Here is a 15,488-nt window from a genome sequence, read left to right on the forward strand (position 1 = left end):
GCGCCCAAAGCCCCCCGCATCGGCGGCGTCGTCAGCGCAGGATCTGCATCAGCGTCGGCAAGTCCAGGATGGGCGTGAATTGCAACCCGACGTCGCCGTCGCGCGCCCAGCGGATGAAACCCGGGCGCGGCGCGATGTGATCGAAGATCAGGCTGGCGGGCGTATCGCAGCGAAGCCCCTCGACCCCGCGGAGCCGCGCGCCACCCGCGCTCAGATCGACCAGCTCGACCGCGACCGTCGCCCCCGCGACGCGCAGGTGCGCGAGCCGATCGGTCGCGAAGCGCGGCGCACGCGCGCAATAGCCCTGCCGCGTTCCGCGATCCGACACCGTGGCGAGATCCTGCGGCGTATCGAACGCCAGCCCGACCAGATGCTCCCGGTTCCACACGACGCGCGCGCTACACGGGCCGAGCCCACGCATCTCGAAGACGAGCCGTTGCCCGATCGGCGGCACCGTCAGCGTCTCGATCTTGGCGCCGCCGACCGACAAGTCGCGGACGAAGCAGAACATCTCGCAATCGTTGAGGATCAGCTTGCCGGTCGCAAGGACACGCCGGTAGCGCTGGTCCTCGCGGCGTTCGGCGACAATGCCCATTTTCGCGATCGGTGGCATGTAGGTCATTGGATTTTCACCCTGTATCGGATCTGGAAGGAACCGTTGGTTGCGAAAGTGGTGACCGGCTTGACCCGGATCGCGCGGACCCGCGCGTCATAGCCGTCGGCGTCGGGGCTCGGGACGTAGCTCCAACTCGTCCCGTCGAAGAAGTCGATGCAGTCGGTCGTGCTGGCATAGGAGGTGAAGCCGCAGCTCAGCCCGCTGCCCCCCAGCCCGAGCCCCAGCAGACTGCCGTCGAGAAACTCGACCGGCCCCTTCCCCGCAGCGGCAATATCCGCGACGCGCAGCACCACGCGCGTCGGCAAGACGTCGTCGATGGTGATGTTGCGCACCGGGGTCAGCAGGTTGCCCGACGGGTTGCTGAACAATACGCGATAATCGACCGTCGCGCCGGGAAGCGCCTTGGGCGCGACGGTGCTGATCTGGTCCGAGACGACCGCCGCGGTCTTGGTCACGGTCAGCGGATCCGCGCGTGCCGCAGCGGGCAAGATGGCAACACCCAGCGCCGCGAGACCGGCCATCATCCGCCGCATCACTTCGCCCCCCCGAAGATCGTGCGACCCGCGCGCCCGAGCGACCATTGGTCGAACTTGAGCCGCGCGGTGACATAGGCACCCGAGCGGGTGTAGCGATCCGCCTCGAAATCGCGGTCGCGATAGCCGGTGATGTTGTAGCCGACCGAAACCCACACGTTCTTGGCAGGGGATACGCCCGCGGACGGCCCGCCGCTGAACGCGATGCTACCGCGATCCCAGGCGTGCTGGACCGAACCCTGCACCCCGATGTCGAAGCGGCGGCCCAGGTCGCGGCGCAGATCGAACCCGATCACGTCGATATAGCCGGTGTAATCGTCCTCGCCGAACGCGCCCCGCACCCATTTCGCGCCATAATAGACCGTTGCCTCGAACCCATGGCCCGCGCCTTCCGGCCCGGTGCGATAGTTGACCGCGACGTTGTTGATCAGCCGCAGCGTCGACTGGAAGCCGCCGCCGAAGGCGGGCACGCCGATCACGTTGGTGCCGGTGATCCCGGCATCGGCATGTTCGTTGCGGACCTGCAGCCGCTCGAGCAGCGACCAGCGGCTGTCCTGCGGGCGCAGCGCGAGCGCAAGGTCGGCGGTGCCGAAGGCGGCGCGCGCGCCGCGCGTGTCGGTCAGGTCCGAATAGCGCACGCTCGCCGCCAGCGTCCGGCCCTGGCCGAGCGAGCGCAGCGCGTCGGTGTTGATCGTCCAGCGGTTGCTCTGGTCAGACCGGCGATATTCGACACGGCCGTTCCACGACCAGCGTTCGGCACGATAGCCCGCCCCGAGCGTCGCCGCGACATAGTCGCCGTCATTGCCGTACTGCCCCGCGATCGGCGTGTTGGCGGTGCTCGCGAAGGCGTTGACCAGCGCGCCGGTCGGCACCCGCCCGCGCAGCGTGCTGTTGGCGTCGAGCGTCAGGTCCATGGTCCAGCGCTTGCCGAGCTTGATCGATTGGTTGAGGCCATATTGCGCATAGGTCCGCTGGCCGTTCTCGCCGCCGGTCGACGCGGTGTTGCCGACCGGCAGCTCCGCCTGGCTTGCGGCCTGCTGGTTGAGCGTGCTCATCAGCTTGGCGCCCGACCAGGGGGCGACGTCGAACCCGACGCGTGCGGTGTTGGCGGTGAAATCACGCCCCTGCGAAATCTCGTAGCCGGCGAGCAGGCGGATGCCCTCGCGCACCCGCAACGCGGCGGTGAGTTGCTGGCGGAGCGGGAAGTCGACGCTCTCCTTGTCGCCACCCGGCGCGATCTGCGCCTGCGCGCCGATCACCAGCTTGCCGCCGAACAGGTCCTGCGTCCCGCCGAGCGTCAGCAGCCGCGAATGCCGCGCTTGCCCGTCGATCCCGCGATCGTCGGCATAGGTCCCGCCGATGAACAGCGTCCCGTGCGTCCGGCGATATTCGAGCCGGGTCTCGGCGGCGGTGCGCGCGCCGGGGGTGTCGAGCTGCGTCGCGTTCCACGCCGTCAGCGTCAGCGCGAGCTTGTCGGCAAGCGCGACGCGCCCGTCGATCCCGAACTTGCGCGTCCCCGCCTCGACCACGTTCTGCTGGCCGAGCCCGAAGCTCCGGTCCTGGCTGCGGCCATAGACGAGCACGTCGGCGCGCCGGACGTGAACTTCGCCCTCGGCCAGCCACGCACGCCCGGATCCGATGCCCAGCCGCCCGCCGGTCGCGATTTCGCCGCGGATCTCGGTGTTGGCGGTCGGCTTGGCCTTGAGGTCGATCCCGGCGACGGTCGCGTTGCCCGCACTCTCGTCGCGCAGCAGGCTCGCGCCGATCTGCGCGCGCCCCTTCGCCAGCCGGATCGCGGCGCGCCCGCCCGCCGCAAGCTGGCGCGTGCGGCCTTCGGTTTCGTAATCCACGACGATGAACACCGGGTTGTTCGCGCCGTCGCGGCCCAGCACGGGCTCGCGGAAGCGGATCGTGCCTGCGCTCGCGTCGATGTCGTAATCGATGTGGCGAGTCAGCGTCTTGGCCGACAGGATCAGCTCGGGCCGGATCCGGTCGCGCGTCTCGATCCGCAGCTTGTCGCTGTTGGGGACGATGTCGCGGCCCGACAGGCGATACGGGCCGGAGAGGCCGTTGCCCTGGATCTCGTCGCGCGCATACAGCTGGTCGGTGTTCGCCGCGAACGCGCTGAACAGGATGCGATTGCCCTGATATTCGGCCTTCACGCCGTTGAGCGTGCGGCTGTAGCGGGTGAGCTGCGTGTCGGTCAGCCCGGTCTCGAAATCGCCGAGCATGGCGTACAGGTTGCGGCGTTCGAGCCGCAGGTACAGCTTGCGCTGGGTCGCGGCGTCATAGCCCTGCTGCGAGCCGTCGCCATAGACGGTGTAATAGCGATCCGGGTCGATCGTGCCGAGCAGCCCACGGCTCCGGTCGATCTTGCGGTCGCTGTCATAAGCGATCGTCGCGAGCCACGAGCCTTTGATCCGGCCCTTGGCGTAGAAGGCGAGCTGCCCGTCGGTGACGACCCCGCCGCGCATCCCGCGTGGGAGCATGCGGCTGTGCGCCTTGAGCGTATCGTAGCCGAGCGTCCCCGCGCCGAAGCCGACCACCATCCAGTCGCGTGCCACGCCCGACAGCCAGGCGCGGATGTCGCTGGTGTGGACCTGCTCCTTCTCCGCCAGCGCGACCGACACATGCACCGCGCCAGCCTGCGTCGTCGGTTCGAGCGCGATGAACGCGAGGCCGTCGTCGCCGGTGACGCGCGCGGTCGCGGCGGCGCGGCCACGGCTTTCGAGCGGGCGCTGCTGCGCCAGGTCGGCGTCGAGCGCGGCGATGTAGGGCTGGTCGACGGTGAAGGGGACGACGGTCCCGTCGCGGACCGGGCGGCCGTCGCGATCGGTCACCCGCACCGCGATCAGCGGCCGCGTCAGCCCGTCCGCGACGAGCCGGCTCTGCGCGGCGGCATAGGTCGCGCGGACGGCGGCGGTCGACGAATGGACCGTGCGTTCCAGCGTGGTGACGAGCCGCCCCGAGTCGTCGAGCACGCGCGCGACGATCCGGTTGTCGCCGTCCTTGAGCCCGAGCCCCGACCAGCGCGACACCGCGAAGGTCTTGTCCGGGCTGGTGTCGGTGGTGTCGAAATTGAGCACGTCGGCCAGCGTCCCGTTGACGCTCAGCGCCACCCGCTGGCCGGGAAGATGCTTGATCGCGACCCGCGTCACCGGTGCGCGCGGGTTGGTGTCGGCGGTCGGGAACAGGATCTCGGTCCCCGCCGCTTGCCCGGTCAGCCAGTCGCGGTCACCCGCCGCCACGCTGTCGCTCGCCACCGTGATCGGCAGGGCATTGGCGGCGGCGGCCTTCACGCCGGTCAGGCGGAGCTGGAAATCGACGCGCTTGAGCAGCCCACCTTCGGCCTCGACGAAGCGCGAGATCGCGCTGCCGGCGGTGCGCGTGTCGCTGTCGCAGGCGACCGGCTCGTGCGAGGCGGGGAGGCTGTTGGTGTCGAGCTGGACGACATGCCGGCCCGGGCGGATGCCCTCGACGTGATAATAGCCGTCCTTGTCGGTGACGACGAAGGTCCCGTCCTCGAGCACCAGCCGGATTCCCCGAATACCGACGCGCCCGCTGTCGGGATCGCCGCAGCCGCCTTCGGTCACGCGGCCGATCAGCGTGAAGCCGCTGGTGAACAGCAACGGCGTGATCCGCACCGATGCCGCCGCCTCGTTGCTGGTCGCGCCCGCGCTGCCCGCCGCAAGGACGCGGTTGAGCGCCTCGCCGGTCGGCGCGCCCGGCGCGATCGACACGACGTAACGAATGTCGACGCGCTGCCCGACCGGGATCGGCGGGATCGCGAAATCGAGCGTGCGCCCGTCCGCACCGGGCACGGCCTCGCTCGCGCCACGCGTCGATCCGCGCTCATAGCGCAGGCCGGCGGGCAGGATGTCGGTCAGATGAACGTTGCGCGCGGTGTCGGTGCCGCGGTTGGTCACGCTCACCAGATATTGCACGAAATCCCCCGGCGACGCCTCGCGCACCGATGCGGTCTTGGCGAGCAACAGCGCGCTCGGCCCGGCGCGATCGAGCGGAATGTCCGAATAGAAGGGGTTGGGGGTGTCGATCTTGAAGCGTTTGCCGAAGGACGCGTCGTTCAGGATGAACGGCAGCCCCTTGGGGTCGCGCAAGGCGGTGAGGTCGGTCAGCGACCGCGTGGTCGGCGCCGTATAGACCCCGGGCGGGACGATCCGCAGGTGATAGACGCCGGGCGCGACAAGCGGGAAACGGTAATTCCCCTGCGGGAAATCGTAGAGACGACCGCTCGCATCGGTCGCCTGCGCACCGCTGATGACGGTCGCCGGGTAGCGGCTGACGCCATCGTCGCCGAACACCATCGCGAGCTGGTCGTTGTCGTCGAGCAGCGACACCGTCGCGCCGTCGATCAGCGCGCCGGTGGCCGAATCGAACACATAGCCCGCCGGATCGACCAGGACCGACGCGCTCGACGCGAGGCTGAAGTCGTCTTCGGTGAACGACAGCGTGAAATTGACACCGCGCCCGCGGGTCACGTCGCATGGCGCGAGTTCGGGCGAGCCGCCGCCGCTTTCGGGAACACCACCCGCGAACACACCGGTGTCGACGTCCGTTTCGAGCAGGTCGATTTCGCCCGTCGTGGTCGACGTGGTCACGGTGATGTGCGAGGTTTCGCGCACCTTGGGGTCGCGATTGCCGCCGACGTTGTCGAGCACCAGGATGAGCGGTGACGTGATGTCGATCGCGGCCACCTTCGGCGCCGCGGCCAGCGTCGCAACGTCGATCGGCGCGGGCGTGAATTTTCGCGGTGACGTTTCGCACTTCAGCCCGGTCAACTGATACCCGATGGGCAACAGGCGGAAACTGAGCGTCGTCGGACGCTTGATGCGCGTCACGTCGAGCGCGACCGTATTCGAGGAAATCGTTTGTCGGCCGCTCGAGGCATCGAAGCCGAGCGTCGCCGTATTGGCAATGCGCGTCACATCGGCCGCTGTCCCGGGGACGGCGGCGGCAAGCCCTGCAAGGGCGCCAAGGTGCGCGATATGCCTGAATCTGGACATGGCGGGGCGTTCCCCGGCGCGCGGGTTTCGCGCGCCGGAGGGACGTTTCTCCTGTAGTATTGAGCGCGAGGGCGGCTAGTTGATCGTCACCTTGAACGCGACCGCGACGGTACCGCCTCCGCCGACGTTCCCGACGATCGCGTTGACGTTGCGGTTGGTGCTGTTGAACGAGGCGGTGACGCCGTCGGTCTCGGCCGCATCGTCCGCATCGTCATCCTCGGTCGACCCGAGCGACACGCAGGTGCCGCCTGGCGTACCGATCGTGATCGATCCCGGAACATAAGTGGTATTGGCGGGGACGATGTCGTTGAGCTGGACGCCGTTGGCCGACGCCGTCAGCGTGGCGTTGCGGACGAACAGGCAATATTGCACCAGCGCCCCCGGCAGCGCCTTGGGGTTGAGCGTACTGACCCCGTCCGACAGGACCAGCGCGGACTTGGTCACCGTCAGCGCGACGTTGCGCGTCCCGATTTCATACGAGGCATAGGCGCGTCCCTCGCCGTTGCGCGGAAGATCGACGCCGATCCCGTCATTGTCGTCGTCGGCGAAGACGATGTCGACGGTGGCGTCGCTGTTGAGCACGGTCGGCACCAGCAGATCGCCGCGGGTATTCGCCAGGCCACCGGCCGCCGCGATCACCTGCAGGTTGACGTTGGCCTGGCTGAGCGTTCCGGACGCAGGCACGTTGCCGACGATGAACACCGCGACCGACGCATCCGGCGCGAGCTCGTCGACATAGGTCTTGGTATCGACCCCGGCATCATACACGCCGTTGTTGTTCGAATCGACGAACACCCGCAGGCTGCTCATGTCGAAATCGTCGATCCCGGTGACCAGCCCGTCGGCGATCAACGACTGACCCGGATCGAGGTAGAAATCCTGGATGCCGTTGGTCGTGTTGGTCACCTTGAACTTGGTGACCGCATCCACCTGCCCCAGGTTCACCTGCGTCTTCGTCCCGCCCTGGTCCGCGATGACGGTGAAGTTGACCTTGCGATCGACCACGAAGGTGGCGGTGGTCGAGTTGGTCGTCTGCGCGGTGCCGTTGACGGTGTAGGTCACCGACGCGGTATTGCTGATGCTCGTGCCGGCCGTCGTATTCTGCGCCGCAGTCTGCGCGTGCGCGGTCCCGACGGTGGCGACCGCGGCCGACCCCGTCAGCAGCAAGGTTCGAACCCTGTTTCGAAACATGTTGTATACTCCCTGTTACACGGTGTTTTTATTGGACGGTAGTGTGGTGGATCATCGCAGGACGGCGTCGAAGGCGAGTTGGCCCTGCGCGCCGGCCGTGATCGGACGCTCGAGCCGCCACCGGACGTGGGTGACATCGTCGGGGGTCGCGGCGCGCGTCGTGCCGTTGGCGGCGGCGACGCGTAGGCTCGCGAGCGGCCCAAAGGTCTTGCCGTCGACCGAAAGATCGGGCGCGGCGGAAGTGGCGGCGGGCGCGCGATAGGCGATGCCCTTGGGGACCGGGTTGTCGAGCACGACATTCCCGATCGGCTGCGCGCCGGTGTTGCGGTACGCGAGCACGAAGGTGACGCGGTCGCCCGGAACGATCCGACGCGCCGGCACCAGCGCGACCCGCACCGTGCCGTCCGCCGCGCGAGTCTTCTGTTCGGTCAGCACCTTGGCTTCGACCTGCAACGGGCCTGCCGCGAACGCGGGGGCAGCGCACAGCATCGCCGCGAGCGGTATCGCGATCGGCGCGATCGTACGGATTGGGTTGGGCATCGACTTGCTCCTCACTGGATTTTCACACTGAACTGGATGTCGCGGCTCGCCGCCGCGGGCACGTCGCCGAGCGCGACGCGGATCGCGCTGGCGCTTGCACTCCCCGCGTCGCCGTCGCTCGCGTCGGACAGGCTGACGGTGTCGAGCTTGAGGCTGCCCGCGACGTACGTCGTGCCCGCCGGGATCGCGTCGTCGATCACCACGCCGCGGGTCGCGGTCGGGAAGCTCGCGAGCAACCGATAGGTCACGATCGCGCCCGGCACCGCGCGTGCACCGCCGTCGGGGGACAGCACGCTCTGCGACTTGGCGAGCATCGGCACGCCCGCCGTCGGGCCGAGCTGCGTCGTCGCGCTGGCGGTCGCGCTGGTCGCGCCGACGACCGCGTCACCGCCCGCGTCGCCCGCGGCGGGATAGACCGTCCCCGGAGCACCGCTTCCGGTCCGCGCAGTGGCGGTCGCGGTGATCGTGGCGGCGGCGCCGACCTGCGCGCCATCGAGCAGGACGAAGATCCGCGTCTTCTGCCCCGGCGCGAGCGATACCGCAGTGCCCGGCGCGAGCGGCCGATCCGTCGCTGCGGTATAGACCCCGTCCCCATCGCTATCGATGACGAGCCGGTCGACCGCCACGCCCGAAGATCCGCTGCCGAAAACGACGGTATAGTCTTCCTGCCCGTTACCCGTGTTGGTGACGACGAAGCCGACCGCAGCCGTCTCGCCGCCGCGCGTTTCCGCCGTCGCGCGGTCGGCGGCGATCGCGACGTCCAGGATCTCTGCGGTCGTGAGGGTAACGGTATTGGAACGCAGCGATTGCGGCGCGCCGCCGTCGGTCGTCGCGGTCAGCGTCGCGGTATTGGCAATCGCACTGCCGGCCTGCGTCGCGGCCAGCGCGGGCGTTGCAGCCAGGACGGCGGCGGCGGCGGCAGACGCGACAAAGCAACCCGGCGCGTACCGCCTGTTATTCCTGTCGCTGCCCTTCCCGAGTTGCACGTTCATCGCCCACCGTTGCGCTAACGGCACTCAAGCTGGGCGAGGTTAATGCGATCCTACTTGCGGATGATGCGGCCGATGATCTGCGACCAAAGTCTAACGCCTGGAGAAGGTTTGCTATTCTTTTCGATCCCGGCGCCCGGTCGAAACGGGACGAAGCTTTCGTGCGGATGCGCGGTGTTGGTAAGGCGTCGTGCTTAACGGGGGCGGTTAAGCGCGTGCAGCGCGACACGCGCGTCGCGCCTAGCGGAATCGCGCATCGTTTCGTCGCCTTCGGAGACGGCAAGCCAGCTTTGCCCGAGTCGGTGAAACCCCAGCGTTCCGGCAATCCCGGCGATCTGATGCGCGGTGGTGCGGTTGGTGCGATGGTCGAGCTCGGCAACCGCCTCACCGATCTGGGTATGGAAGGCCGCGACGATCGGGGCGATTTCGGCAGCACCAAAGGCAGCAGCAAGCCGCGTGATCCCATCGAGCCATCCGGCCGGGCTCCAACCGGCAACCCTATCGGCGATTTCCGCGGCGCTGCACCGGGCCGGCAACACGGCATCGATCCCATTGTCCCGCAGCACCGTGTCGTCGAGGTCGGCAGCAGCGTACGCCAGAACAGGAACCGTGCCGATCGGGCCCGGCAGCGCGCGGATCTGTCGCGCCAGCAGCAGATGGTCGCGGGGACGCTCGTCCAGCATGACGATGACGAGGTCTGGCACCGGCCGCACAGCCAGATCCGCGATCGCCGAGGCAATGGTCGAGCAGTCGGTCGCAAACCAATCTGCTACCACTTCTTGCAGGAAATCCGTGGACCGGACCCTTTTACCGACGCCGGGAACAATAGTGCAGACCGGCCACTCAGCTTTATCAACTTCTTGCTTCAAGACATTGATCTCGGTTTACGAAGTGCGTACCATCATTTACCCGTACCGAAAAGTTCACCCTCATACGAGGACTATCCCGGGAGATCTTACGCGCAATGGTGGCGGGGCATGTACTGATCGCGGACGATCATCCGTTGACACGCGAAGGCTTGATGCTCGCGGTCAAGCTCGCGGTTCCCGGTGTCATGATTGATACGGCCGGATCCATCGCAGAAGCTGGCCGCGTGATTGCGCAGCGCCGCAAGGGATACCGGCTCGTTTTACTTGACTTCATGCTTCCCGACTCGCGCGGCTTCTCGGGAATGCTGCAGTTGCAGCATTTGCTGGGCGCGACGCCGATCGCGTTCGTTTCGTCGAACCGCGAGTCTTCGGTCATCGAAGCGGCACGGGCGCTCGGCGCGATCGGGTTCCTGTCGAAGAGCTGGCCGCTCGACCGGCTGACCGCCGCCCTGCGCGAGGTCGTCGCGGGGAAGCCGGTCTTTCCGGAAAAAGACCACGCCACCGGCGATCATGATGCCAGCCCCGCCCGACCCGCGCGCGATCTGATATCGACGCTGTCGGGCGCGCAATTGAAGGTGATGCTCGCGCTGGCGGACGGGCGGCTCAACAAACAGATCGCGGGGGACCTCGGCATCACCGAAGCGACCGTGAAAGCGCACATGTCGGCGATCTTTCGCAAGCTCGGCGTCACCAACCGCGCGCAGGCATTGCTCGCGATGCAGCCGTTGCTGGGGGCCGCCGCCGCGGCCGAGCCTCTATGAGCGCCCCGCGCGACCCCACGATCCCCGCACCGCCCGATGCCACGCGCTTCATCCTGGCCGCGCTGACCGGCCCGCTGCTGCTGATGCTGATGGCGGCGGGGCTGCACTATCAATATTCGACCAGCGATACGCTGCGCGACGCCGCGCGGACCGCCTATGAGCGGCGTGCCATCGCCGCAACGTTGATCCCGCGGATCGCCGACGCCGAATCCGGGCAACGCGGGTTCGTCATCACCGGCGAGGATCGGTTCCTCGCCAATTACACGGCAGCGCGCGGATCGGTGTTCGCCAGCCTGGCAGAACTCGATCACGATCTGCGAAGCGACCCCGCGCAGCACGACCGGCTCCACGCCATGCACAAGCTCGCCATGGCGAAGTTCGCGGAAATGGACGGCGTCATCGCGCTCCGTCGCGACATGGGCCTAGACGCGGCGGCGCAACGGGTGGCGCGCGGCGACGGCGCGACGCTGATGGGGCAGATGCGGGTGCTCTCCGATGCTATCGTCGCCTCTGCCGGGGAAAGGCGGGATCGTAGTCTCGCGGCGTTCCAGCGCGGAACCGACGCGAGCCTGATGACCATCTGGGCCGGCATCGTCGTCCTGGCCTTCATCGCGCTCGTCACGGCGATCGCCTTCTGGCGGCAGAGCGGCGCGCGCTATGCGGCACGGCGCGAGGCGTATGACGCGGCCAGGCGCAACCGCACGATCCTGGACAGCACGATCGATGCGATCGCGATCGTTGATCCTGCCGGTCGGTTCGAGACGATCAATCGTGCCGCGTCGACCCTGCTGGGTTATGCGCCCGAGGAGCTGATCGGCCGCGACGTCACGACCGTCACCGGCGGCATCCGCGGGTCCGGGACGATCCTGGAACGGCTGCGCTCGACCGGCGATCCGCTCGCGCAGCCGTATCGTCCAGACCGTACCGTCGTGCACCGCGACGGCCACGCGATCACGGTCGACGTCACGCTGGGCGTGATCCATCTGCCCGACGGCGCGCACATCGTGGTGTCCGCGCGCGACGTATCCGAACGCAAGCGGATCGAGCGGATGAAGGATGCGCTGATGAGCACCGTCAGCCACGAACTGCGGACGCCGCTGACGTCGGTGGTCGGCGCGCTGGGGCTGCTGCGCGCCGGTTCGGCGGGGGCGATCCCCGAACCCGCGGCGCGGCTGATCGAGATCGCCGAGAACAATTCGCGGCGGCTGATCCGGTTGATCAACGACATGCTCGACATCGATCGGATCCAGTCGGGCACGCTGCAACTCGCGCGCAGCGTGATCGATCTGGCGGGGGTGGTCGACCGGGCGGCGCTCGGCAGCCAGGGCCTCGCGGCGGCGGAATCGGTGCAGATCGCGTGCACGCTGCCCGAGACGCAAGCGCTCGTGCTGGGCGATGCGGACCGTTTGCTGCAGGTCATCACCAACCTCGTCTCCAACGCGGTCCGCGCGTCGCCGACCGGCGGCATCGTCCAGATCGGGCTGCGCATCGACGCGGGGACCGGCAAGGCGATCGTCACGGTGGATGACGAGGGCATCGGCGTGCCCGTCGCCTTCCGCGACCGCATCTTCGGTCGGTTCGAGCGTGCGGATGGCCAGCAGGGCGTCGGCACCGGACTCGGGCTCGCGATCTCGCGCGAGATCGTCGCGCGGCATGACGGGCACATCTGGTTCGAGGATCGCCCCGCCGGCGGGTCGCGCTTCGCCTTCGCGATCGCTCTGCAGCCTTCGACCGAAACAGCGGCGGAGCCGTCTTCGAAACCGTGCGTTCTGATCTGCGAGGATGATGTCACGGTGGGGCGTATGCTCGAGACGATGGTGTCGGAGTTCGGTTATGCCGCAGAGCGCGTCGAAACCGCGCGCGCCGCGTGCGATGCGGTGGCGACTCGCCGGTTCGCGGCGCTGCTGCTCGATCTCCATCTTCCCGACGAAAGCGGCCTCTCGCTCGCCCGGTCGTTGCGTACCGCCGACGGTACGGCGACCCTGCCGATCATCATCGTCTCGGCCTCGGACCGTAGCGCCGTCGACGATTCCGTTCCGCTGGATCTGGTCGACTGGCTGGTAAAACCGGTCGATCCGCGACGGCTCGGCGATGCGATCGACCGCGCGACCGGTCGGTCCGGCAGTCCGCGCGCGACGATCCTGCACGTGGAGGACGACGAGGACGTGCTCGCCGTCGCCGAGACCGCGCTGCACCCCGACGCGCGCGTGCTCAAGGCCACCGACCTCGCGACGGCCCGCCTGCTGATCGAAACCGAGCGCCCCGACCTCGTCATCCTCGACCTGCATCTGCCCGACGGCTCCGGGCTGTGCCTGCTCCCGATGCTCATCGATGCGGAGGGGCTGGCGATCCCGACGATCATCTTCACCGCGCATGAAATCGCGCCCGAAGCGGCGCGCAAAGTGGATGCCGTTCTGGTCAAATCGCGCGAAACGCTTCCCGATCTCAAGGCCACGGTCCGCCGGATTCTCGAATCGCGGATGGCGGCATGACCACGCCACTGCGGATCCTGTATGTCGATGACGACGCCGACATCCGCACGATCGTCGGCCTCGCGCTTTCGCTCGATCCCGCAATCGAAGTCCGCGCCGCGGGTTCGGGCACCGAGGCGCTGCGGACGATCGATGCGGATCCGTGGCGGCCCGACGCGATCATCCTGGACCTGATGATGCCCGACATGGACGGGATCACGCTGCTCGCCGCGTTGCGGATGCGATCAGGGCTGGGCCGCACGCCGACGCTGTTCATGACCGCGCGCGGACACGACAGCGATGCCAGCCGGCCAGAGCTGGACGACGCGATCGGGGTTATCCTCAAGCCATTCGACCCGATCGAACTCGCCGGAACCGTGCGGCGCCTGATCGAAGCCGCGCCGCGCTAGCCCGCTTACCCTAGCCGCAACGCGACCGACCGCGCATGCGCGGGCAACCCCTCGGCCTCGGCCAGCGCCACCGCCGCCGGCCCGATCGCCGCCAGCCCCTCCGCGCCAAGCTCGAGAAAGCTCGTCCGCTTCATGAAGTCGAGCACTGAAAGCCCGCTCGAGAAGCGCGCCCGCCGCCCGGTCGGGAGCACGTGGTTCGGCCCCGCGACATAATCGCCGATCGCTTCCGGGGTATGCCGCCCGAGGAACACCGACCCCGCATGCCGTACGCGATCGAACAACGCCTGCGGATCGTCGCACGCGAGTTCGAGATGCTCGGGCGCGAGCCGGTCGACCAGCGGGAGCGCTTCCTCGAGGGTCGCGGTCACGATGATCGCGCCGTTCGCATCCCACGCCGCGCGCGCGACCTTGGCGGTCGAGAGCGTACCGATCTGCAGGTCCACCGCCTCCGCGACCGCACGCGCGAAGGCGGCATCGTCGGTGAACAGGATCGACTGGCTGGTCGGGTCATGCTCGCTTTGCGACAGCAGGTCGGCGGCGATCCAGTCCGCGCGGTTCTTGCCGTCCGCCACGACCACGATTTCGGAAGGTCCCGCGACCATGTCGATCCCGACCACGCCGTACAACTGCCGCTTGGCCTCGGCGACCCAGGCGTTGCCCGGCCCGGTGACGACGTCCACCGCGCCGATCCGCCCGGTGCCATAAGCGAGCGCCGCCACCGCCTGCGCGCCCCCGATCCGCCACATCTCGTCGACGCCGGCGACATGCGCGGCAGCCAGCACCAGCGGGTTGACCTCGCCCTTGGGCGTCGGCGTGACCATCACCAGCCGCTCGACGCCCGCAACCTTGGCCGGAATCGCATTCATCAGCACCGAAGACGGATAGGCCGCGCGCCCGCCGGGCACATACAGTCCCGCCGCCGCGACCGCATTCCACCGCGCGCCGAGCCGCACGCCCGCATCGTCGGTCGTGTCGCTGTCGGCGGGCTTCTGCTTCTCGTGATACGTCCGGATCCGCGCCGCCGCGAGATCGAGCGCGTCGCGCAATTCTGGCGTCAGCGCTTCATAGGCGGCGAGCCATTCGGCGCGTTCGATCCGCCAGCCGGTCTCGTTGAGATCGTGCTGGTCGAACTTGCGCGTGAAGGCGTGGAGCGCGGCATCGCCTTCGTCGCGAACGCTGGAGATGATCGTCCGGACATCGCGCGCGACATCCGCGTCCGCCTCACGCCGCGCGTTGACGAGGGTCTCGAACGCCCGGTCGAAGCCGGGCTCGGAAGTGGAGAGACGGATCATACTACGCTCCCCTCCCCTTCAGGGGAGGGGCTGGGGGTGGGGCAGTCCAGCAGGCATGCCGCCGGGAAAAAGCACGGCCCCACCCCAACCCCTCCCCTGAAGGGGAGGGGCTTAAGCAAAGAAAGAACACTCACGCCGCAATCTCCTCCGCAACCGCCCGGCGAAACGCCTCGACCAGCGGCACGATCTGCCCGCGCGTCTTGAACGCCGCGCGATTGACGATCAGCCGGCTGGTGACCTCGCAGATCACCTCCACCTCGACCAACCCGTTCTCTTTCAGCGTCCGCCCCGACGACACCAGATCGACGATCCGCGGCGCCAGCCCCAGCAACGGCGCCAGCTCCATCGCCCCGTTCAGCTTGACGCACTCCGCCGACACGCCCCGCGCGGCGAAATGCGCTTCGGTGACATGCGGATATTTGGTCGCGATCCGCACATGGCTCCACCCGCGCGGATCATCATGCGCCGCGAGATCGGCAGGTTCGGCGACCGACAGACGGCAATGCCCGATCCCGAGATCGACCGGCGCGTACAGCTCGGAATAGTCGAACTCCGCCAGCACGTCCGACCCGACGATCCCCAATTGCGCCGCGCCATGCGCGACGAAGGTCGCGACGTCGAACGCGCGCACGCGGATCAGGTCGATCCCCGGGTTGTTCGTGGTGAAGCGCAAGGCCCGCGACTCCGGGTCGCGGAACGCGGCTTCGGGAACGATTCCAGCACGTTCCAGCAACGGAACCGCTTCGGACAGGATACGCCCCTTGGGGACGGCGATGATGATCGGATCGGCCA

12 protein-coding genes are annotated in these 15,488 nt (G+C 68.3%); 3 read left to right on the top strand and 9 right to left on the bottom strand.

Features of this window, described 5'->3' with window-relative positions:
* Nucleotides 1-31: 31 nt before the first annotated feature.
* The 7 genes from QBJ92_RS12835 to QBJ92_RS12865 form a co-directional block, all read right to left on the bottom strand.
* Nucleotides 32-622 carry a PilZ domain-containing protein gene (locus QBJ92_RS12835; protein WP_277970096.1) on the bottom strand — a complete coding sequence of 197 codons (591 nt, stop codon included), beginning with the start codon at nt 620-622 and terminating at the stop codon, nt 32-34.
* Nucleotides 619-1,149 (bottom strand): hypothetical protein, encoded by a 531-nt coding sequence (locus QBJ92_RS12840; protein WP_277970097.1) that lies wholly within the window; start codon nt 1,147-1,149, stop codon nt 619-621. Before QBJ92_RS12840 ends, QBJ92_RS12835 begins: the two co-directional genes overlap by 4 nt.
* Nucleotides 1,149-6,173 (bottom strand): hypothetical protein, encoded by a 5,025-nt coding sequence (locus tag QBJ92_RS12845; RefSeq protein ID WP_277970098.1) that lies wholly within the window; start codon nt 6,171-6,173, stop codon nt 1,149-1,151. Before QBJ92_RS12845 ends, QBJ92_RS12840 begins: the two co-directional genes overlap by 1 nt.
* Before the next feature lie 75 nt (nt 6,174-6,248).
* A complete protein-coding gene (locus QBJ92_RS12850) occupies nt 6,249-7,364 on the bottom strand; it encodes a hypothetical protein (protein ID WP_277970099.1) in 1,116 nt (371 codons plus the stop codon).
* Nucleotides 7,365-7,415: 51 nt separating this feature from the next.
* Nucleotides 7,416-7,904 (bottom strand): hypothetical protein, encoded by a 489-nt coding sequence (locus tag QBJ92_RS12855; RefSeq protein ID WP_277970100.1) that lies wholly within the window; start codon nt 7,902-7,904, stop codon nt 7,416-7,418.
* Between the two features lie 11 nt (nt 7,905-7,915).
* The gene (locus QBJ92_RS12860) at nt 7,916-8,896 is read right to left on the bottom strand and encodes a hypothetical protein (protein ID WP_277970101.1); all 981 of its coding nucleotides are present in this window, start codon (nt 8,894-8,896) and stop codon (nt 7,916-7,918) included.
* Nucleotides 8,897-9,087: 191 nt separating this feature from the next.
* Complete coding sequence (locus QBJ92_RS12865) at nt 9,088-9,762, bottom strand: response regulator (RefSeq protein WP_277970102.1); 675 nt, start codon at nt 9,760-9,762, stop codon at nt 9,088-9,090.
* A 95-nt stretch (nt 9,763-9,857) separates the two neighbouring features.
* Here QBJ92_RS12865 and QBJ92_RS12870 point away from each other — a divergent pair, with 95 nt between their 5' ends.
* The 3 genes from QBJ92_RS12870 to QBJ92_RS12880 are packed head-to-tail and all read left to right on the top strand — an operon-like array spanning nt 9,858 to nt 13,404.
* Nucleotides 9,858-10,523, top strand: a complete 666-nt coding sequence (locus tag QBJ92_RS12870; protein ID WP_277970103.1) for a LuxR C-terminal-related transcriptional regulator — start codon at nt 9,858-9,860, stop codon at nt 10,521-10,523.
* Complete coding sequence (locus QBJ92_RS12875; protein ID WP_277970104.1) at nt 10,520-13,015, top strand: response regulator; 2,496 nt, start codon at nt 10,520-10,522, stop codon at nt 13,013-13,015. The genes QBJ92_RS12870 and QBJ92_RS12875 overlap by 4 nt, the downstream gene beginning before the upstream one ends.
* Nucleotides 13,012-13,404: a response regulator gene (locus QBJ92_RS12880; RefSeq protein ID WP_277970105.1), complete on the top strand. Its 393-nt coding sequence runs from the start codon at nt 13,012-13,014 to the stop codon at nt 13,402-13,404. Before QBJ92_RS12875 ends, QBJ92_RS12880 begins: the two co-directional genes overlap by 4 nt.
* A gap of 5 nt (nt 13,405-13,409) precedes the next feature.
* Here the strand turns inward: QBJ92_RS12880 and hisD are convergent, their stop codons facing one another.
* Both hisD and hisG read right to left on the bottom strand, forming a co-directional pair.
* On the bottom strand, nt 13,410-14,696 hold the full coding sequence (gene hisD, locus QBJ92_RS12885) for a histidinol dehydrogenase (protein ID WP_277970106.1): 1,287 nt from the start codon (nt 14,694-14,696) through the stop codon (nt 13,410-13,412).
* A 130-nt stretch (nt 14,697-14,826) separates the two neighbouring features.
* The coding region (gene hisG, locus QBJ92_RS12890) for an ATP phosphoribosyltransferase (protein WP_277970107.1) at nt 14,827-15,488 on the bottom strand (662 nt) is incomplete at its 5' end.

This window comes from Sphingomonas echinoides (assembly GCF_029623395.1).
GTDB classification, from domain to species: domain Bacteria; phylum Pseudomonadota; class Alphaproteobacteria; order Sphingomonadales; family Sphingomonadaceae; genus Sphingomonas; species Sphingomonas echinoides_A.